The sequence below is a fragment of the Photobacterium ganghwense genome, from assembly GCF_017329545.1.
Lineage (GTDB): Bacteria > Pseudomonadota > Gammaproteobacteria > Enterobacterales > Vibrionaceae > Photobacterium > Photobacterium ganghwense.
This window is the reverse complement of record NZ_CP071325.1, coordinates 1,853,663-1,874,628: the sequence shown is the minus strand read 5'-3', so window position 1 is coordinate 1,874,628 and position 20,966 is coordinate 1,853,663. Positions and strand designations below refer to the sequence as shown.

At 49.8% G+C, this 20,966-nt stretch carries 17 protein-coding genes; 8 read left to right on the top strand and 9 right to left on the bottom strand.

All coding sequences use genetic code 11. The annotated features are described in order from the left end of the window. Positions 1–67: 67 nt before the first annotated feature. From FH974_RS08625 to FH974_RS08615, 3 genes are all read right to left on the bottom strand, one after another. The gene (locus tag FH974_RS08625) at positions 68–1,807 is read right to left on the bottom strand and encodes a glycoside hydrolase family 19 protein (RefSeq protein WP_053061841.1); all 1,740 of its coding nucleotides are present in this window, start codon (positions 1,805–1,807) and stop codon (positions 68–70) included. Positions 1,808–2,031: 224 nt separating this feature from the next. Beyond that, positions 2,032–2,514, bottom strand: a complete 483-nt coding sequence (locus FH974_RS08620; RefSeq protein ID WP_047885514.1) for a YajQ family cyclic di-GMP-binding protein — start codon at positions 2,512–2,514, stop codon at positions 2,032–2,034. A 71-nt stretch (positions 2,515–2,585) separates the two neighbouring features. Next, on the bottom strand, positions 2,586–3,638 hold the full coding sequence (locus FH974_RS08615) for a 3-deoxy-7-phosphoheptulonate synthase (RefSeq protein WP_207103190.1): 1,053 nt from the start codon (positions 3,636–3,638) through the stop codon (positions 2,586–2,588). Positions 3,639–4,050: 412 nt separating this feature from the next. Here FH974_RS08615 and FH974_RS08610 point away from each other — a divergent pair, with 412 nt between their 5' ends. Beyond that, complete coding sequence (locus FH974_RS08610; protein ID WP_242551809.1) at positions 4,051–4,914, top strand: putative PEP-binding protein; 864 nt, start codon at positions 4,051–4,053, stop codon at positions 4,912–4,914. A 214-nt stretch (positions 4,915–5,128) separates the two neighbouring features. Here the strand turns inward: FH974_RS08610 and FH974_RS08605 are convergent, their stop codons facing one another. Both FH974_RS08605 and FH974_RS08600 read right to left on the bottom strand, forming a co-directional pair. After that, positions 5,129–6,613, bottom strand: a complete 1,485-nt coding sequence (locus tag FH974_RS08605) for a protein adenylyltransferase SelO (RefSeq protein WP_047885511.1) — start codon at positions 6,611–6,613, stop codon at positions 5,129–5,131. 74 nt (positions 6,614–6,687) lie between these two features. Continuing rightward, positions 6,688–8,064, bottom strand: a complete 1,377-nt coding sequence (locus tag FH974_RS08600) for a hypothetical protein (RefSeq protein ID WP_047885510.1) — start codon at positions 8,062–8,064, stop codon at positions 6,688–6,690. A gap of 289 nt (positions 8,065–8,353) precedes the next feature. On the opposite strand from FH974_RS08600, the gene FH974_RS08595 reads away from it, so the two are divergent. The 6 genes from FH974_RS08595 (at position 8,354) to FH974_RS08570 (ending at position 15,979) form a co-directional block, all read left to right on the top strand. Beyond that, positions 8,354–9,193, top strand: coding sequence for a CvfB family protein (locus tag FH974_RS08595; protein WP_207103189.1), 840 nt, complete (start codon positions 8,354–8,356; stop codon positions 9,191–9,193). A gap of 383 nt (positions 9,194–9,576) precedes the next feature. After that, the gene (locus tag FH974_RS08590) at positions 9,577–10,482 is read left to right on the top strand and encodes a hypothetical protein (RefSeq protein WP_047885508.1); all 906 of its coding nucleotides are present in this window, start codon (positions 9,577–9,579) and stop codon (positions 10,480–10,482) included. Positions 10,483–10,488: 6 nt separating this feature from the next. After that, the gene (locus FH974_RS08585) at positions 10,489–11,748 is read left to right on the top strand and encodes a BamA/TamA family outer membrane protein (RefSeq protein ID WP_207103188.1); all 1,260 of its coding nucleotides are present in this window, start codon (positions 10,489–10,491) and stop codon (positions 11,746–11,748) included. Between the two features lie 187 nt (positions 11,749–11,935). After that, positions 11,936–13,132 carry a DUF4056 domain-containing protein gene (locus FH974_RS08580; protein WP_242551808.1) on the top strand — a complete coding sequence of 399 codons (1,197 nt, stop codon included), beginning with the start codon at positions 11,936–11,938 and terminating at the stop codon, positions 13,130–13,132. A gap of 4 nt (positions 13,133–13,136) precedes the next feature. After that, positions 13,137–14,144, top strand: a complete 1,008-nt coding sequence (locus FH974_RS08575; protein ID WP_207103186.1) for a patatin-like phospholipase family protein — start codon at positions 13,137–13,139, stop codon at positions 14,142–14,144. Positions 14,145–14,362: 218 nt separating this feature from the next. Next, a complete protein-coding gene (locus FH974_RS08570; protein ID WP_047885506.1) occupies positions 14,363–15,979 on the top strand; it encodes a peptide ABC transporter substrate-binding protein in 1,617 nt (538 codons plus the stop codon). Between the two features lie 202 nt (positions 15,980–16,181). Here FH974_RS08570 and FH974_RS08565 read toward each other — a convergent pair whose 3' ends face one another. The 4 genes from FH974_RS08565 to moeA form a co-directional block, all read right to left on the bottom strand. Next, positions 16,182–16,637, bottom strand: a complete 456-nt coding sequence (locus tag FH974_RS08565) for a CC0125/CC1285 family lipoprotein (protein WP_047885505.1) — start codon at positions 16,635–16,637, stop codon at positions 16,182–16,184. A gap of 215 nt (positions 16,638–16,852) precedes the next feature. Then, on the bottom strand, positions 16,853–17,479 hold the full coding sequence (locus tag FH974_RS08560) for a MarC family protein (RefSeq protein WP_047885504.1): 627 nt from the start codon (positions 17,477–17,479) through the stop codon (positions 16,853–16,855). A 421-nt stretch (positions 17,480–17,900) separates the two neighbouring features. After that, a complete protein-coding gene (moeB, locus tag FH974_RS08555) occupies positions 17,901–18,647 on the bottom strand; it encodes a molybdopterin-synthase adenylyltransferase MoeB (RefSeq protein WP_207103185.1) in 747 nt (248 codons plus the stop codon). Positions 18,648–18,676: 29 nt separating this feature from the next. After that, the gene (gene moeA / locus FH974_RS08550; RefSeq protein WP_207103184.1) at positions 18,677–19,909 is read right to left on the bottom strand and encodes a molybdopterin molybdotransferase MoeA; all 1,233 of its coding nucleotides are present in this window, start codon (positions 19,907–19,909) and stop codon (positions 18,677–18,679) included. Positions 19,910–20,265: 356 nt separating this feature from the next. Here moeA and folE point away from each other — a divergent pair, with 356 nt between their 5' ends. Beyond that, positions 20,266–20,919, top strand: coding sequence for a GTP cyclohydrolase I FolE (gene folE / locus FH974_RS08545; RefSeq protein ID WP_047885501.1), 654 nt, complete (start codon positions 20,266–20,268; stop codon positions 20,917–20,919). The last annotated feature ends 47 nt before the right edge of the window (positions 20,920–20,966 follow it).

Sequence of the window (20,966 nt, the reverse complement as noted above, 5' to 3'; positions counted from 1 at the left end):
TAAACGCCCACTTTCAAATATTAAAAAGTGGGCGTAATTTGATAAAAGCTATTAATAACTACGGGTGTTATTCAATGGTCACATTGTAGTATTTCTGAACACACTTCGCGTAGTCACCCTCTTTCAGTGTGGTATGTGCAGTTTGGTAACCGGATTCAATCCGGCAGGCGAAACTGGCACCGCCCGGATTATTCGGGTAGTAACCCCAGTCATTTTCCCAGTATAGGCCGAAGCTGTTATCTGAGGTTTTCTTAAACGGTTTCATACCGGCACAGCCCAGTTGTTCGTCAGCAGGAACAGGTACACCCAGCGCCGCAGCATGGCCACGGTAGTACTTGATACGGTTGACCGACTGCGGCTTTTCCGTCTCCAGGGTACATTCAATCCCGCCGTTGATGATCATGGTCGTGACACCAAAACCGGTTGTGCGTTTCTCGGCAATGTCGGTCGCGCTTGGCTGCCAGGTGCCGTCAATCACATGCAGCATGGAAGGTTTAGGCGGTTGCGGATAGACAAAGAAGAAGACCGCAGAAGCCAGGTTCAGCCAGCTGTTCGCCACCCGATCCGGATCTTGCAGCAGCACATTCACATCATTGAAGATGAAATCAGAGAATGGACCGTAATTGTAGTGGTAAGAAAGCTGCTTGGCGCCGCGTCCGTAATATTTCACGTAGCTGCCATCTGCATTTTTACCGCACGGCCATTGCTCTGTCTGCCAGTTTGTTGCGGCACATTCACTGTTGTAGCCGCAGGAGCCAGCCTCTTCAGAGCAGCCGGATTCGCGAACAAAATACAGCCCCTGACGCCATTCTTCGTTAGGTGAGTGGGGATTATGGGCCCCCGTTTCCTGCGTAAAATGAGCAAACATCACGGCCAGCGATTTGGCACAGATGTCATCTGACTGCGCAGCCCTGTAGTCAGTGTAAGTAGCGCAGAACCCTTTAAATTTACCCACAGCTTTGAGGAAGTTGGTATAGGTGTAGACCGGATTACGCTCGGGGAAGGTGTAGTCCCATTGCTGCTCAGAGATTAGCGATTCAACGCGTTTTACGTTATCCGGGTTAGTGGTCGCGCCCGGTTGAATTGCTTCAACCACACTGTTTGGCTGAGTTGCAATGGATGCCAGCACCTGATCAAACTGAGGTGAATTGGTGAGTGCGGCTTCTTTGGCATCCAGATACGCTTTACTCATGATATAGCTGCCGTCTGGGTTTTGCCCGATGATGCCATTTTCAGGAACAGGATCCGGAGTTGGGTCTGGTGTGGGATCTGGATCCGGTGTCGGGTCAGGGTTTGGACCCGGATCAGGCGTTGTGCTGCCTTCTCCAATGTATTGCCAAACTCCAGTGCCGTTTGCTGCGTTCGGCGCTTCATTCTGCGTCCACCACTTGGCTTCGTATAGCTTGCCGTTATGGCTGACTCTATCGCCTCCGACATACACTTTTCCGTTTTCGTACGTAGGGTAGGTTGCAGTACCCGGAGCCGGATCAGGAATTGGTTCAGGCGTTGGTTCTGGTGTCGGTTCCGGAACAGGGGGCGGCTCAGGGGTGGGTTCTGGTTGCGGAGTCGTGCCTGAATCAACCAGAGCCCAGACACCACTGCTGCTACCCGGCAGCTCATTGGTGGTCCACCATTTTGCTTTGTAGACCTGCCCCTGATAGAGCACCTGATCACCACTGTGATAGACGGCATCAGCACTGTAATTCGGATAACTGGCGAAGGCACTGCCGGCAAACATGGCTGCGGAAATACTGGCGGCAATAAGCAGGTGTTTGTGCGGCAACGGCTTATGAGAACGTTTTATCATGGTTTTCCTTATGATGTTGATTGTCAAAGACAAAAAACAAGATAGTTTTTATTGCGAATTATCGCTGGGCGAAACCATGAGGTTGCGAGTCATTTCACTCACTTTGAAACGGGTGGGGCAGCGAGAGCTAATATGATTGAGATATTCTGCACAGAAAGAAAAACGGGAAAAGTGACCTTTTCCCGTTTGCGTTCATGCTGTGTTGTTTGCGTTTTTCCGGATAATTAGTCGCGGAAGTTTTCAAACTGGAACGGTTTGTCCATATCAGCCTGACGAATCAGTGCCATAACCGCTTGCAGGTCATCACGCTTTTTGCCGGTAACGCGTACTTTTTCGCCTTGGATAGAAGCCTGAACCTTCAGCTTGGCATCTTTGATCATTTTCACGATCTTCTTTGCTGTCATGGTGTCGATACCTTGCGCAAAGTGGGCTTCACGGTTAAACATTTTACCGGAATGAACAATGTCTTTCAGTTCCATGGATTTAGCTTCAACGCCGCGCTTGGCAAGGTTGTTGCGAAGAATATCCACCATTTGGCTGATCTGGAAGTCAGATTCCGCAGAAACGGTCACGATATCCTTGTTCAGTTTGAAGCTGGCTTCAACGTTACGAAAGTCAAAGCGGGTATCCAGTTCACGGATGGCGTTTTCAACCGCGTTTTTCAGTTCTACAGTGTTTACTTCAGAGACAATGTCAAAAGAAGGCATGTTGATGTCCTAACGTCTTTCACAGTGTGTTTGTAATGTTTTTCAGCATAGCCGCTGTCGATTCAGACGGCTTAAGAATTTTTTACTGCTTCCGCCAGCATGTTTAGCATGGTAACGGTATCGTCCCAGTTGATGCACGGATCCGTGATCGACTGGCCATAAGTCAGGGCGTCCAGATTGCCTGCGTCAACACTCTGGTTCCCCTCGACAATAAAGCTTTCAGCCATAATACCAGCAATATGGCGGCTACCGGCTTTTATTTGTCGGCAAATGTCTGCGGCAACGTCGAGCTGACGTTTATGTTGCTTCTGGCAGTTGCCGTGACTGAAATCCACCACCAAACGTGGTGGTAATTCAAAGGATGCCAGCGTTTCACACGCAGCATCAATGTCTTCCTGATGATAGTTAGGCAATTTGCCGCCACGCAGAATGACATGTCCGTATGGGTTACCGGACGTACGGTAGATAGTCATCTCGCCGGTTTTAGACGGTGAGCAGAAGACGTGTGGCTCACGGGTGGCACGAATGGCATCTACCGCAATTTTAATATTCCCGTCAGTACCGTTTTTGAAACCTACTGGGCAGGACAGGGCCGAGGCCATTTCACGGTGAATCTGAGATTCTGTTGTCCGAGCCCCAATAGCTCCCCATGCAATCAGATCTGCAATGTACTGACCGGTGATCATATCAAGGAATTCCGTTGCGGTTGGCACGCCAAGGCGATTGATATCTACCAGCAATTTGCGTGCGGTATGCAGGCCCTTTGCCAAGTCCAGACTGCCGTCCAGGTTCGGGTCGGAAACCAGACCTTTCCAGCCGACCACAGTACGCGGTTTTTCAAAGTAGGTGCGCATGACGAGGAACAGCTCATTCTGATACTTGTCCTGCAACGCTTTCAGGCGGGTGGCGTAATCAATGGCTGCTTCAGGGTCATGCACCGAGCAAGGACCAACGATAACCAGAAGGCGAGTGTCTTCACCCGTCAGAATTGCTTCAACTTGACGACGCGCTTGGGCGACATGCTCCGCAATAGCATCCGTAATCGGATATGCGGCTTCGACCACAGCAGGTGTAGGCATAGGGCCCAGACTCACGGTACGAAGTTCATCGGTTTTCATTGGCATAGTCGTGCCTATCTCGGTATTGCAAAAATTAATAACGCGTAAAGATAGCTTAAAAGCCGGTAGGAATAAACCAAACTTGTGATATAGCTTAGTTTTTTATTCTCTGCGTCTTTCCTTTTATTCAAAAATAGTCAACCCGGATCAATGCGTGGTGAGTTTTTAGACATTCAGTGAAGCAATCCGCCGATCAATATGCTGTCAACTAATAGTCTTGCAGGAATAATATCTGCCTGTTCAAAAGGAAAGACGGGATGCCCAGTAACACCTTGCGTTATCCATATGTTGTCAGTAAGTTGAATACCAGTCGCGCATGTTCGGGATAGCTGTCCGGAGCCTGCCATTCTATCAATGTGCATATTCGCTAGCAGTAAGGTGCCTTATGACAAGTTGTGCTCAGTCTGGACTTCAATTCATGACGGTGATGACGTCGTCAGAACAACTGGCAAACCAGGATGTTGCCATCGGACAGGTGTCGATAGGTTTGGTGTCAATGGATGACTTAATCAGTGAACTGAACATTCACCCTTATGCTGCCGCGTATGTGGCTGAGCTTGCTCAGGACAGCCAGCAGTCGTTGCTGAAGCGCTGTCAGGGAAATCCGGCTGAATTTTTTGTTTCGACCCTTTCAGAGCACCTGGTGCAGGCGGCGAAGTTGGCCGGAGAGCAGCCGCTGCGTGTTCGTCTCAGTGGCGCGGATTCCAGCCACCGTCAGGCGCTGCCGGGGGCGGAGTTAGAGCCGAAAGAAGCGTATCCGCTGATCGGGCTGCGTGGTGTGTCGCGTTTTGCTGATCACACCTTTCGCAAGGCGTTTGAGTTGGAATGTGAGGCCATCAAACGGGCACGTTTGTCAGCGGGAATGAAAAACATAGAGCTGGTGATCCCGTTTGTACGCACGTTCAGCGAAGCGGCGACAGTGATGGATTTGCTGGCCGAGCAGGGGCTCAGCCGGGGAACCGACGGCCTGAAGGTGCATCTGATGGCCGAGTTGCCGGCAAATGCCCTGACTGCTGAAACCTTCCTGCACTACTTTGATGGTTTGATCATTGATGTTGACCAGCTTGCCCGGTTTGCGCTGGGCGTGGACTTTGATCATCCGGCGCTCGCATATCTGCATGATGATCAGAACGAAGCCGTGTTGCAATTGGTTGCTCAGTCTCTCCGTGCAGCACGCAAAGCCGGTAAACCGGCAGAAGTACTCAGCCACTTTATCAGCAAGGCACCGAACCTGCAGCAGTGGCTGTTGGAACAGGGGATGACTCGGGTGATTGCTTACTAAAGAAGCCGTGAGGGAAGGGAGCGGGCGCTGCCTTTCACCTATTCCCCCTTGCCTTTTCCCGCAAGCAAACCAAACAGCTAACCATATAGTTAACCCAAAAATCTAGTTAACAAAAAAATCGCAAAATCACCGATTCAAAAAGCAGCCCGTCCGAGCCTATTAGGTGCTCGGACGGGCTTTGTTTGGCTGTTGACCAGAGTGCCTGAAGACGATGCTACGATGAGCAGCTGATTTCCAGGTGTTTACCCCATTCCGGTGGCAGGTCGGCGAAATACGCGTAATCAGGGTGTTCATGATATGGCGTTTCGAGTACATGCAGCAGCTGATCAATCATTGCGAAGTCGCCGCCTTCTGCTTTTTCAATGGCCTGTTGCGCCAGATAATTCCGCAAAATGTATTTCGGATTGACGGCGCGCATGAGGGTGAGACGCTCTTCGTCCGGCACGACTTCGTGTTGCAGTCTTTCTGCATAGCGCCCCAGCCACTCTTTTAGTGGTGGCTGCTGCTTCACGAAAGCACCGAATTGTTCTGCCGCGTCTGGCAGCGCCGAGCTCTCAATGTCCGATAGGGTGCGGAAAAACAGCGTATAGTCAACGGTTTGCTGGGTCATCAGCTGGAACAAATCGGAAAACAGCGGCGTGTCTTCATCCCGTTTTTCTTTGAGTCCGAGTTTGCTGCGCATGTTCCGGCTGTAGGCTGTCTGCAGTATTGGTTGATAACTGTTCAGAGCATCGTCGATAGCTTCTTTGTCCAGCAGCGGTGACAGGGCGTAGCCAAGTGCAGACAGGTTCCAGAGGGCAATGGATGGCTGCTGATTAAAGGCATAACGACCGGAATAGTCGGAATGGTTACAGATAAAGCCGGGGTTATAGTCATCCAGAAAGCCATACGGACCGTAGTCGAAGGTGAGCCCCAGTACAGACATGTTATCGGTATTCATTACCCCGTGGGCAAAGCCGACGGCCTGCCAGTCTGCGATCATCTCGGCGGTGAGGCGGACAATTTCCCGAAATAGTAGGGAATAGCGCTCAGGGTCACGGCTGTCAGACTGCTGGGCAATTTCGGGGAAATGGTGTGTAACCAGATAATCGGCCAGCAACTGTAATTCTGCGTGCTGGTTGGTATAAAAGAAATATTCGAAATGGCCAAAACGGATGTGGCTTTCCGCGATTCTGATCAGAGTCGCTCCGCGCTCAATACGTTCACGATAAACCGGCGTGTTACTGGATAACACGGCCAGCGCATGAGTGGTTTTTATCCCCAGTCCTTCCATGGCGGCACTGGCCAGGTATTCACGGATGCTGGAGCGCAATACTGCCCGTCCGTCGCCCTGACGTGAGTAGGGTGTCATGCCAGCCCCTTTGAGGTGGACATCCCACTTTTTACCTTCAGACGTCACGATTTCGCCCATCAGCAGGCCGCGGCCATCGCCGAGGTCCGGGTTATATTGGCCGAACTGATGACCGGTGTATTTCATGGCAAAAGGTTCAAACCCGTCATGGTCTTCGTTGCCGGTAAACACGTCGATGAAATAGGGCGTCGCGGCATCCGCCGGATCCAGCTCCAGCCAGCGGCAGACTTTCTGATTCACGCTGACCAGAAATGGGTCATCCAGCGGTTGAGGAGAAACCGGGGTGCCAAAAGACGCTGGCAGTTGACGGTAAGTGTTATTAAAAACCAGTTGCGACAGTGTTTTCATAAAGGGCTCGGATTTAAAATTCTCCCTTTAAGCGTAACAACTTGGTCTCAGGTTACAACGGAAAGAAAGTAGGGCTATTCAAGCCCGGAAGGTTCGGTGCTGCTTTCGGTCTCTATTGGCTCAATATCAACGATTTTTGAGCGGTTCATGACGATTTTCCAGCGCTGGATTCGCACCGTGTTGTCTTCATCCCTTTCACGGGTGATCAGGTTGATCAGGTGGCGCTTATCGACCGATTCCTTGGAAACCTGACCATCGTTAAGCTGGTAGATTTTCTGAGAGCCTTTTTCCATCAGCTTGGTGATACCGCGCAGATCCAGCATCAGCGATTCCAGCGTCTGTTCATAACCACTCAGGAATTTAGTGGGAGACATACGGGTGGTGCTTTTGTAATGCAGGATGGTTTCTTCCCGTTGTGAGACCTTGTGTTTACGAATCTGGCGGATTTCTTCATCCAGATTTTTGAAACTGCAATACTCCATCCATTCCAGCTGACGGCCAATCAATTGATTGGTGTTGACGTCGTAAAACTGTTTGCGCCACTTAGGTTTGCCTTTGCGTACCCAGCGCCAGAGCATGAGTTTGAGGTCGTCCTTGAACACTTCGCGGGCCGCATAAATGAAAGACAACGCCAGAATAAAGGAGGCGGTAATGTCCCCGAGTACGCCTCGGGCTTTGATTAGCATCAGGGTCACGAAAATCATCACAAAACCTGCGGCAAAACCGGTGACAATTTTGCGGGTGTTCTGACCCAGCTCGTCCGTCTTCTCTTTCATGGTGACCGGATATTCGATCAACCGTCGCAGCAGACGCATTTTGTTGGACATCCGGGTTAAATCAGACCGGGCTTTTGACGAATTGTACTCGTGATTCAGTCGGTGTTCGGCCTCGTTTTCGCACACTTCCAGCAGCATGGTTTTGATGTTGCTGTATTCACTGTTACGTGGCAGGTGGGCAACCAGCTCCAGCAGGCGCTGTTCGGTAAACCATGACAGGTAATTGTCGATGTTCTCGTAGTATTTGTGCAGTTTCTTGTCGGACGGCACATTACGGCGCAGACGCTTGAGGATACGGATGGTGAGCTGGGCGACTTCCTCGACTTCTTCCAGCGTTCGCTCTTCCTGCGAATCAAGCAGCGCCTGGGTCGTTTTTTCTAATGCCAGCGCATACTGGAAGGCATAGAGGCTCAGGCTCAGACGGTATTGCTCGGTAGAGAGTTTACCGCGACTGGCCAGCCGACTGTGTACCAAAGGTAAATGGTTCACGTCACTGTAGTAAGTCCGCTTACCCTGAATGGCATTATGGTAAAATTCGTCAGCGGAAATAATATGGCTGTTCAGCCCCAGTTCGCCGGGGACAAAAATGAAGAGGTCAAGCTGCCTGTTGGTGGTTTCCTGAATGACATGAGAGATTTTAATCTTATGTCCGTCTTTCTTTTCAACAGTGATCACGCTTGTATTTATCCTCTTTCGGGCCGCGGGGAAACAGTAGGGGGCTGACAGTATGTATTAAGGCGTCGGAAATGACTTTAATTTTAGATGAATTAATCAGTTATTAGCATGGCTTATTCACCATGATAAGGCTGACAGGTGGAAAAGTAGCCAATAATTTTAAGATAGGTCAGGCGCAGTGGAGTAACATCACGTATAATGCGCGGCCATAGTTTGTGAGACATGTTGTGACAAGTTGTGTGCCTGTGGGTAACGTCGCCATGTCATGTATCCAGAGAGTGTCGAGAGAATGATTAGAATCGGACAATACAACACATTAGAAGTCGTTAAGATGGTAGATTTTGGCGTCTTTCTTGATGGTGGTGAGGACTTTGGTAACATCCTGCTGCCAAATGCTTCCGTTCCTGCCGGCACTCAGCTGGGTGATAAACTGGAAGTCTTCGTTTATTTTGACTCATCAGACGAAATTATTGCGACCACGAAGCAGCCACTGGCGACCGTTGGTGAGTTTGCTCGCCTGAAAGTCGTGGGTATCTGCGGTGTCGGAGCGTTTGTTGACTGGGGTCTGGAGAAAGACTTGCTGGTTCCGTTCAGTGAGCAGCGCCGTCGTCTGGAAGTCGGACAGGAAATCATGGTGCGCATTTACACAGATAAGGCATCAGGTCGTATCGTGGGCAGTACCAAGTTTAACCGCTTCCTGGATAAAACCCCTGCAAACTACAAAGTAGGCCAAGAAGTAAAGGTAATGATTGCCGAAGTGAGTGATCTTGGCTTCAAGGCAGTGATTGAAGGTGAGCACTGGGGACTGATTTTCAAAACTGAAGCGTTCGGTAAACTGTTCCCGGGTAAGAAGCTGAAAGCGTTCATTAAAGAGATTCGTCCTGACGGCAAGATTAACCTGTCGCTGCAAAAAGCGGGTCGTGCACGCGTTGATGATCTAGCAGATAAAATCCTGACCACACTGGCACGCAAGGGCGGTTTCATTCCGCTGAGCGATAAATCCAGCCCGGATGAAATTTTTAAAGAGTTCCGTACCAGTAAAGCGACCTACAAAAAAACCATCGGTAGCTTATACAAACAGGGACTGATCATTATCGAGCGTGACGGTATCCGTCTGAACGATAACTAATACTGCTTCGAAAGTGCCCCGTATTCACGGGGCATTTTTTTATCCGTGCGTTATGCCGGTTATCTCGCCCGTTTCCCCGTGTGTTTCTCGTGTGTATCAGGTGCGACAGGAGAACCACAATTGACCTACGTTTTCCCATCTCTTTTCCTCTTGCTTGCCTCTCATTTCCCCCTCTTTTTTTACATGTAAACAGCGCTGAATAACTCCACATGCCGACAATGAGTTAGCGTTAAAATCATGAATTGTTACACATTGAAAATATGACTCTTGGGATTATTGGAAGGTTGATTAAGAAATCATTAAGTATTCCGAAACCATACTGGCCCCCTTTTAATAACCACTTTTAGCTCATGGTTAATGGGCGGATAGGTTGAAACACCACCTTGAAACGACAAAAACTATTATTACTTACCGCATTGACCTCGTCGTGCCTCAGTGCCCAGGACAGTTTTTTCCCTATCTGGGGCGAGGAAGCAGAGCAGCGCGGATACACATTACCTAAGCCTTATGGGTTATCTCTGTCTTACATGGACATGAATAATCCGATTACTATCGACAGCATTTCTTTTTCAGGCCACCCCGTACTCAACGCCGTTGATGTGGATGCTAGGCAGGCGCATTTTTCAGGCTCAAACATTACTTTACGTGGCGATGTCTGGGTTTTCCCTTTTATGAATGTGTACGGCATCATCGGTTATACCCAGGGGAAAAGTAAGGCAAACATCAATGCGGTCCACTGTGATGCCAGTCAGTTTCCAGGCTTGCTGAATCCTAACCGATTGTTGTGCGCCGCCATAGACAAGGGCGGCGAATCGTTACCGGAGAATACCCAATTTGTGCTCGATATGGATGGCGGCACGTATGGGGTCGGCACCACACTGGCGGGTGGCATTGGCAACTGGTTTGCCTTGCTTGATATGAACTATACCTACACCAGCATTTCGGCGATTAACGGCAATATCAAAACGTTTGTTGCGGCACCCCGGGTCGGTTATCGCTGGGAATATGACGGCGGCAGGGAGCTTCGGGTGTTTGCCGGCGCGATGTATCAGAACGTTGAACAGTTTTTGTCCGGCAACCTACGTGATATCGGGCTTCCGTCAGAACTCGATCACCTGCTTGGATCACTGGCACCCGATGGTGAGTTTGAGGTCAGTCAGCATGCGGAAGACAAATGGAACTCGGTGATTGGTTTTCAGTATGCCTTCAACCGCGATTGGGAAGCCTTGTTTGAGGCCGGTTTCGGCAGCCGCGAGACCTTGTTTTTCTCCTTAGGTCGGCGGTTTTAAGTCAGTATGAAGCATAAGCGACTATGGCTTGCGATGTTGTTTACCGTGTCCGCGGTGGCAAAACCCGCGGCGGGAAACGAGACACCGCCTGCTGATAATGACCTCAGCCTGTATCATCGAACTCAGGCATGGTTTTCCGACTTATTGCTGGATCTGGGTGCTGACGGACAATTTACGCCGGAAAAAGGCATCGACTGGAGTGTCATGCCCGGGCCGTTTTATACCCCGGAGAAAAAACTGGGGGTTGGGGTTTCCGCGATTGGGCTGTATTTACCCGATCTGAATGATCAGGTATCGCAACCCAGTGCAGTGACGCTGAATGGCTTTGCTTCGATAAACGGCGCTTATGGTTTGTCTGTCAGCAACGCCAGTTATCTTCAGCGTGATACATATCGGTTGTACTTTAACGCAGAAGTGATTGATTCACCGGATATCTTTTATGGGGTCGGGATTGATGCCGGACAGTACAACCCTCGAGTTGACTACACCCGACGGGCGTATTCGGTTTCAATGGAAGGAAAAAGGAAAATCTTTCCTTCTACGTATTTCGGGTTGGGGGCGCAATTTACTCGCACGGAAGCCAGTGACGGTTCAGTAAACACAGGGGCTGAAAACACCCGTATTGCAGCAAGCAGCTCTGTAAACGGTAACTCAGATATTGCTTATCGGGACGCAGCGGATATGTCGGCAATGACCGCTTTTCCGCATAAACAAAGCCACATCGGTCTAAAAGCCTCGTTGACTTATGACTCCCGAGACTTTGCGTTGAATGCCTCGTCTGGCCGACTCGTTCAGATTGAATACTTTTATTTTGATCAAGCCTTAGGCTCGGATCATGATTTCGAACGGATAAAACTGAACTACAGCGATTACCTGACGCTGAAAGGGATACCCGGCATGCCAGGCATTGTGGCCTGGCAGGTGCGGCTCGAATCTAACCGCGGTGATGTCAGCTGGGATCAAATGGCCTTACTGGGTGGTGCCGATGCATTGCGTGGTTATGAGCAAGGGCATTACCGCGATCGCAATATGTTGCTTTCTCAGGTGGAATACCGAAGGCCGCTGGGTGGACGTCACGGGATGGTGTATTGGCTGGGAGGCGGCACCTTAGCCAGCGACTTTTCCGAGCTTGGGCAGGACAAATGGCTGTATTCAGCCGGTGTTGGCTATCGCTTTGAAATAAAGCAGCGGGTGAACCTCCGTCTGGATATGGGGTTTGGCAACGATCAGAGCGGTTTTTACTTTTCTATCAATGAAGCCTTTTAGGGGACTGGACTGCCCGGCTAGCTATGTGGCCAGTTAGTTAAATAGGTAATCCTGCCAATAAGTTATCCAATGCATAGAGCATCCAGCTAACACAGCTTTTCAGAAAACAACATTTTTCAGTGCATATGGCGCTTTCTTTACTATGAAAAGACAGACTTTCAGTGTTTTTCTATTATCAGCCGTGATAATGGCCGTACAGGGATGCACGACACAATCGTGGAATACAAACACGCTGCCTGATGAGCAGCAGATTCATGCCATGCTGAATGGCGAGGCGATCAACCAAGATTCGTGGCAACTCAGTCAGCATCATTACCCTCAGTTTCGGGTTCCCCAGAATGTCAGGCCATGCTGCGCATTTGGTGATATGCAGAAAGTGAATGTCGGCGCTGTCCCGGTGCCGTTTTTCCGTCTCGACAACCTGCGAGCCAGAGAGGATGTGGGCCCGCATAAATTTGCCAGCGGTATTTACCATTTTACCCCCGCGTCGGCTTCTGCGCTGAACCAAGCGGGTGGGGAGAATAACGGATTGATGTACACCAGGCGCGGTGGGTTTATCGACCTGGCGCATGTTCGGGATACCGCAGACGATACTATCTCGCTGTTTTTTGACATCCTGGCTCACTTAGGTAAGGCCCATCGTATTGAATTGCCCTCGGAGCTTGGTCCTCGGTATATCGAACTGAAAGCCTTTGATACGTCAGCGCTGACTGCCGAACAGCAGTGGCAAATCGCCGCTCATGTTGCGGCCCGACTAGCCTATTTCAAAGCAGAATCCCATGAAATTGCCCAGTGGCACGGTTACAGCAGCTTTACAGCCTGGCCGGAGACGATCTCTGCCTACTCGATAGAAGATCTCTATTCCAACATGCTTGGGGCGAAGCTGGTATTGGCGCTGATTCAGCAGCGCAAGATATTAAGTGAAGAAGACTACAACCGGAATCTGACGCTGTGGCTGGATGCCAGTCTGCGTCAGCTGGATGCCGTTGACAAGACGCAGGCCAGAATGGCGCTGGATGCAGTTGATGGCATCTGGTGGGACTCGCAGGAATCGATCCCTAGCAAGTACATGGTACTCAAACGTCACTATTTACTGGGAGATACCCAGCGACCGTATCTGGCTAAATCGCAGGTGAGCGAAGTCACTGATTTTCCGGTGATCTTGTCTCTGCCATCACGCCTTTATGACCTGGAATTGGATAAGATTGCTGTGCTGGTTTTGGAAATTAACAGCAAGTACTGTTCATCTTTCTCCCATATTCCGGACAATCTGTGGCGCAAACGTATTACTCACCTCACGTTCAGGGATATAGCAGCGTATGACGAAAAGGAAGATAAGAAGGAACTTGCGCGGTTAGGGCTTAGATCGGGTCCGGAGGAGTGAGGGTATGGCGTATAGAAAATATGTTTGGCTCCAGATGCAACCTTTTCACCATTTACGAAACGCACTTACGATGCTGGTGTTGGTTCCATTGGCATCATTGACGTTGTCGGGATGTTCCACGGTCAATCAGTATGACCACTTGCAAACAACTGAGATTCGTCGGCCAGCTGATTCTGTTCCGTCGAGTCCACGTACTGATTCATCCGGGCGCTATCCCCCTAGACTGGCGATTGCCTTTGGCGGTGGTGCTGCCAGAGGCATGATGCATCTTGGAGTGATGAAGGCGTTGGAAGAAGAGGGTATCAAAGCAGATATTGTAACGGGGACATCTGTGGGCGCCATTGCCGCAGCGTTATACAGTGCGAATGATTACAGCGCCGTTCATCGCCTGCTGTTTCAATTTGCCGAGCATGACATTACCGATGTCAACCTCTCGCCAGAGGGTGTGCTGAAAGGAAAGGCGCTCGCGAAGTGGGTTAATAAACATGTTGCCTACGATGATATACGCAAGCTACCAATGCCAACTGGCATTGTTGCCACGAACCTGACCCGTCAGAAACCGGTGGTGTTTACTGCCGGTGACGTAGGGCAGGCCGTTCAGACCTCAGCCAGTGTACCTGGGGTATTTGTGCCTGTTAATCATCATGGGGATGTACTGGTGGATGGCGGGGTGCTGTCTGTGGTGCCGGTTTATGCCGCCCGCCAGCTGGGAGCCGATGTCGTTATTGCCGTCGATGTTTTCTGCAGTCAACCACCTCCACTGGGAGAGAAGGCCGTTGATACCATGGCGAATACCTTCTGGTTGCAAAGCTGTCAGCTGGCCAGCGATGAAATTGCCAGTGCTGATATGGTGATCACTCCCATCCCGCCGGATAACAGCCTGGTAAATTTCGGGCGCACGCCGGAGCGTGAAGCGGCAGTCGATGCGGGGTATCTCGCGATGAAACAACAAATCGGGGTACTGAAACAATTGCTTAGCCAAGCGGATAAAAAGAATAAAAAAGCATCGTAAATCGCCTGTTTATCCTTCGGCTTTCAATCACGGTTAACTCTATGAAAAGCTGTCAGTTTTGTATGACTTAATCGGAACAGTTTGACTTGTTTTAAGGCATGGCTTTTTGCATGGTTTTTGTCCGTTTTTTTGTGACCGAAAACCTATCGTCATGTTTTATAACTGTGTATGTTAATGGGTGTTTTCACTAAAGAGACAACTGCATTAAAGGACAATATATGCAAGGAAGTAAACTTTCCGTTATCGCAGCGGTTATCGGACTTGTCGCCAGCTCACCCTCCTGGGCCGCAAATGTGCCGTCTGATGTCACACTGGCAAAAGAGCAGGTGCTTGTACGCGGTAACGGTGATGAGGTGCCCACGCTGGATCCCTCATTCTCATCTGACTCTGCCAGTTCCCGTGTTATAGGTGATATGTTTGAAGGGTTAGTGACTCAAAGTCCTGAAGGGGAAATCATTCCTGCGCTCGCTACCCGGTGGGAACAATCCGCTGACGGTAAAGTCTATACCTTCCACCTTCGCGATAACATCACCTGGTCCAATGGTGAACCCATTACCGCCGGTGATTTTGTTTACAGCTTCCGACGTGTCATCAACCCTAAAACAGCCGCGCCTTATGCCTGGTATTACGGTACGGCACACATTAAAAATGCCACCGCAATCAGTGAAGGGAAGGTGCCGGTAGAAGAGCTGGGTGTTTCTGCTCCGGACGATAAGACGTTTCAAATCACGCTGGATAAGCCGGTACCGTATTTGCTGAAAATGCTGGTACATGAATCCACTTATCCGGTTTATCAGCCAGCCATTGAAGCGCACGGCGACACCTGGACGAGGCCAGAGCATATTGTTACCAGCAGTGCTTACAAGCTGAAAGAATGGACGCTGAATGAGCGTATCGTGCTGGAACGAAACTCGAATTACTGGAACAACGCGAAGACCGTTATCAACCAGGTGAAATATTTGCCGATTGTTGATATGACCGCTGAATACAATCGCTACCGTACCGGGGAAATTGATATTACGTCGTCGTTTCCGCTGGAGCAGTACAATGCGATTAAGAAGCAGCGCCCGGATGAACTGCTGACCATGCCATCGCTCGGCACGTACTATTACTTGTTCAATGTTAACAAGAAGCCGTTTGATGACCCGAGGGTACGAAAAGCGCTGGCTTATGCGATTGACCGTGACGTTGTCACTAATGTGATTCTGGGGCAGGGACAGATTCCCGCTTATGGCCTGACACCACCGTCAGTGGACGGTTTTGCTGCGCCGAGATTGAGTTGGGGTGAATTGAATCAGAAAGAGCGTAATCAGAAAGCGAAACAGTTGCTGGAAGAAGCAGGCTTTAACGCGGCGAATCCGCTGAAGTTTGAACTGGTTTACAACACATTGGAAGCGCATAAAAAGCTGGCCATTGTCATGTCTTCGATGTGGAAGAAAACGCTGGGCGCCGACGTTGAACTCGCCAATCAGGAATGGAAAACGTTTCTGCAAAAACTGTCACAGCGTAATTTCAGTGTGGCCCGTTATGCCTGGATGGGGGATTACAATGAAGCATCGACTTTCCTGTCTTTCTTTGACAGCCAGGGTATGAACTACGGTGACTGGTCAAATCCGAAGTATGACGAGGTCATGGCGAAAGCAATTCTCGCAAAAGATAGTAAAGGACGTAATCATTACTATCAGCAGGCTGAGCAGATTTTTGCAGAAGAGATGCCGGCTATCCCGCTGTATCACTACACACGTTCTGTGCTGAAAAACCCGAAAGTCGGTGGATACTCAACCACCAATGCGTCGGATGCCCGGTACACCCGTGATCTGTATAAAATCCAGTAATTCGTATGATGTCTGAACTTTGAAGCCTGAAGCCTGAAGCCTGAAGCCTGATGCCTGTTACAGATACTGCCGTATCACACGGAGGAATCAGGCAACCGGAAATAAATCAGCAAGATCAAAACAGAAAAAGCCGGGCCACCATGGTCCGGCTTTTTATCTTCGATTAAACGTTGCTAGCTGGTGGTAGCAGCCTGACTTGCGATTAAGACTTAACCTGAATGTTCTGCAGGATAAAGCCTGACTCGTAGACTGGCAGGGTGCTGTTTTGCGGTTTTTCCTTCAGGCCGATAGCTTCTACCATGACGGTTGTTTCTGAAGTAATGTTGCCTACGCCATAGAGAAAGTCATGGCTGCTGGTACCAAAACCGCTGGTGCCGGTCTGATCGCGATAATTCTGTTCGCCACGCAGCATGAAGTAAGGGTAACCGGCATTCTGCGCCAGTTCCGCAGCTTTGTGCAGCAGGTAATTACGGGCTTTGGTGCGATCAGTGTATTCATTACCGACAAAACTGATTTGCCAGGTATCGCTGGACAGGTTACTTACTTCGAATCCTTTACCGAATGACCAGAAGGAGCTTTTGTCGGTGTCATAAGGGGTGGCGCAACCTGCCAGGATCAGTGCAGTTAAACCACAGAGTGTCATGCTTGCTTTATTCATCGTCGTTCTCGAAAGCCATTGTGTTTGTATCACGGTTTTATATCCGCATGGGTCGCCCATAACCTTGATATAAAACGTTGTTCAATTTGTTGGTGGCTATCATAACGACTTTTTATCGCAATGCACTATTAAGACCCTAAATCCATACAATTCCATACATTGTACAGTGCATTAGGATCTTGCTCTGAGACACGTTCTGGTTACGGTCAGGCGAATCAGGTCAGCTTATCAAACAGGTGCTTGGCATCATGCACACCCTGAATAAACATCTGCATCGCAATGACTGTCAGGATGAGTCCCATCAGACGTGTGACAATCCCTATGCCTTCCGAACCCATATATTTCACAAGCCGCTGACCGTAGAGGAAACAAACCACGGTAATGACACACAAAATGGCAAAAGCGACGATGGTTACCAGAATTTGCAAGAATCCTCCTGCTGCCGAGTAGTTCATTGCGGTGGCAATGGTTCCGGGCCCGGACAGAATCGGGATTGCGAGCGGGGAAATGGCAATGTCCTGGTCAGAATTGTCAGTAGAGCTGTGCATGGTTGAACTACTGCCTTGCAGCATGTGGTAGCCGACGATAAAAACCAGAATACCGCCAGACAGCCGTAATGCCGGTAGTGTGATACCAAAAAGCGAGAAAATGGCTTTGCCTAAAAGGCTGAATACGGCGACAACCAAAAAAGCGGTAAATACTGATTTAAAAGCGGTTCTGCGTTGCTGTTCGACGGATTGTTGTCCGGTGAGGCCGACGAATACTGCGGTATTGGCAATGGGGTTCATAATGGCAAAAAAACCCATAAATACCGTAACGATAACCGTGAATAAGTCCTGCATGAGATACTCCTGAGCTAAGGGATCTGATAACGCTAAGTCTTTGAATCTATTCTAGTGCGTTGTGATTGCCTTATAGAAGGTTAGTCGGTGAATTGAGAACTTGATCGATTTGGAAGGAGCCTCCGCAAGCGCAGGAGGTAAGCAGGAGGGAAAGTGCGCTGATTGCTGAGAGTCAATATGGCGGTGCGCAAGCACAATCGTCATTGTCAAAATATAGCTTCGAGATTGTCGCCAAAATTTGAAGAGGCAACGCCGTAATAGTACGGAGCATAGGGGAGTCCGCGAACTCGCCTGTTTACCAGTGAGCCTGTCAGAAGCAGGAAACCAAAATAAAATCGACAATAAGAAAGCGGGCAGTGAACAAATAAACCGATTAATTCTTGTTCGCTGCCCGTTTATATCAATGAGCTGATGGCGACTGTTATCCGCACACCGGGCAGGCAGGTTGCTTACTGAGCTTCATCTCGCGCCACGACATAGTCATGGCGTCCAGCATCAGGATTTTTCCTGACAAGGGCTGCCCCATGTCAGCAATCACTTTGATGGTCTCCATTGCCTGTACTGCGCCCACGATACCGACCACAGGTGACATGATTCCGGCTTCGACACAGGTCAGTGCCTGTTGTCCAAATAGTGCGCTTAGGCACTGGTAGCAAGGTTCATTGGCCTGATAGGTGTAGACGCTGATCTGGCCTTCCATGCGAATGGCGGCCCCTGACACTAAAGGCGTCTTCAGCTGGTGGCACAAACGATTCAGCTGATTACGGGTTTCCACGTTATCACTGCAATCCAGCACGATATCGTGCTTTTCGATCAAATCATGCAGAGCGCTGTCGTCAAGACGTGCGGCAATGGTGGAGACGGATACGTTCGGGTTGATGGTCTGTAATGCTTGCTTCGCAGACTCAACCTTGAGCATACCGACCGTATTGTCGTTATGCAGTACCTGACGCTGCAGGTTTGAGACTTCCACCTTGTCGTCGTCAATCAGGGTTAACGTGCCAATACCGGCTGCAGCCAGATACTGGGTTGAGGCACATCCAAGTCCGCCAGCTCCCAGTACCAGGGCAGAAGCACTTTTTAGTGCCTCCTGACCCTCAAAATCAAATTGGCGCAGAATGATCTGGCGGTTATAACGCAGCATCTCTGCATCGGTAAGTTCTACCACGGGTATATCCTGTCAGTTACTGCCTTGAATTAGTACATGGCCTGGTTAAACAGTTCAATAGTCACCTCTTCGCCAGGCATCACGCGACCGCGCTCTTGCTCAAGGATGACAAAACAGTTTGCAAGGTGCATTGAGCTGAACGCGCCAGAGCCCTGATTACCGGTGGTGGAGACTTCCAGCTGACCATTGGTATTAATCTGATAAATACCGCGTTGGTAGTCAGCCCGACCCGGACGTTTTTTAAAGACAGTCGCCGCTTTAGCTTTCATGCGTTGCGGTGGCTGGTATTGAGTATGACCAGACAGTTTAGCCAACATAGGCTGAACCAGCTGGTATAGCGTTACCATGGCGGATACCGGGTTGCCGGGCAGACCACAGAACCAGGTGTTTTTGATGGTACCGAAAGCAAATGGCTTGCCCGGTTTCATGGCAATTTTCCAGAAACCAATTTCTCCCTGCTCATCCAGAATATCTTTGGTGTAGTCTGCTTCACCGACGCTGACGCCGCCGGAAGTGACCAGAACATCCGCTTTAGTGGCCGCCGCAAAGGCATCACGCAGTTTTTCCGGGCAATCCGGGATGATGCCCAAATCCATCACATCACAACCGAATTTTTCCAGCAGAGCACGAATGCCGTATCGGTTGCTGTCATAGATCTGCCCGGCTTCCAGTGGTTCACCCACCGGACTAAGTTCGTCACCGGTTGAGAAGAAAGCAACAACAGGGCGACGATAAACAGGTAGGGTAGCAATACCCAGAGAGGCAAGTAACGGCATTTCACGTGCGGTGATACGGGTGCCTTTGGCAACCACAACATCCCCCTGGCGAACATCATCACCAATCGGGCGCACATTATCACCCGCCGGCGCTTTCGTCAGAAAGCGAATTTGCTCGCCATGCGCTTCGGTCTCTTCCTGCATAATTACTGTATCAGTACCGTCCGGCATTTGGGCACCGGTCATGATACGGATACACTGGCCTGCTTCGCAGGTGCCTTCAAACGGGATCCCGGCGAATGATTTACCGGCAAGGGTCAAGGTATCTGACTGCGCCAGATCGGCACTGCGTAGGGCGTAACCATCCATCGCTGAGTTGGCAAAAGGCGGTACATTAATCGGCGAGCGAATATCTTCAGCCAGTACCAGCCCCATGGCATCTGCCAGGGATACCGTATTGACGGTTTCCAGTGGTTTAACTTGTTCCAGAATCTTCTGCAGTGCGTCTTCAACTGGCATCAACCCTGGTGTGTCACAACATCCCATAATTGCTATCCGTCTATAATCTTCGTTGTTTTGTGTAAGCACTTATTATGACAAAAAAATAAGTTGTTCACTAATACCCGATCAAATTCGTGGTGTAATTGTTCCCATTTACAGGTATCCTTCGGTCTCAAAGTTTGCTGGCATGCTCTCATCTCATGTCATTGCTGGGTTTCAGGCGTCTTTCGTGTTCATCGCTGCGGAAGGTTCAGGAGCTCAGGTCTTCTTTTATTGCATGCGATTTACTGACGGCAAAAAGAAGACAGTCCCGATTTATGACGGGGAAGGAGAGCGGAAAGTTGTCTCAGTCAAAAACTGCAGATGGTTTTGTCGTACGGCCAGCCGGTTGGAGGAAAAGAATGACTGCATACAGCGAATCTGCATTGAAGGTGCGCCAGGCACTGATTGATCGTGGCCTTGAAACCCCGATGACCGACAAGGTTGTCAGCCGCGAAGAGAAAAAAGAGAGGATTGAGTATCACATGCGTGAAATCCTCGAGCTTTTGTCGTTGGATCTGACCGATGACAGCTTGGTTGAGACACCACATCGCATCGCGAAAATGTATGTCGACGAAGTCTTTTCTGGTCTGGATTATGCCAACTTCCCAAAAATCACGGTCATTGAAAATAAAATGAACTGTGATGAAATGGTACGTGTTAAAGACATTACACTGACCAGTACCTGTGAGCACCACTTGGTTACTATCGACGGTAAAGCGACTGTCGCTTATATTCCGCGTGGCAAAATTATTGGTCTGTCAAAGATCAACCGCATTGTTCGCTTCTTTGCTCAGCGCCCGCAGGTGCAGGAGCGTATGACTCAGCAGATTCTGGTTGCACTACAAACCTTGCTAGAAAGTGACGATGTGGCTGTGACCATGGATGCCACTCACTACTGTGTGAAAGCGCGTGGTGTTATGGATGCGACGAGTGTGACCACCACAACGGCACTGGGGGGGATTTTCAAACGAAACCCTGCGACCCGTGCTGAATTTCTGCATGGTGTAAGATAAATCTTCATTTGAAGATAACCACTCGGTTCAGATACTATCAATAAGCC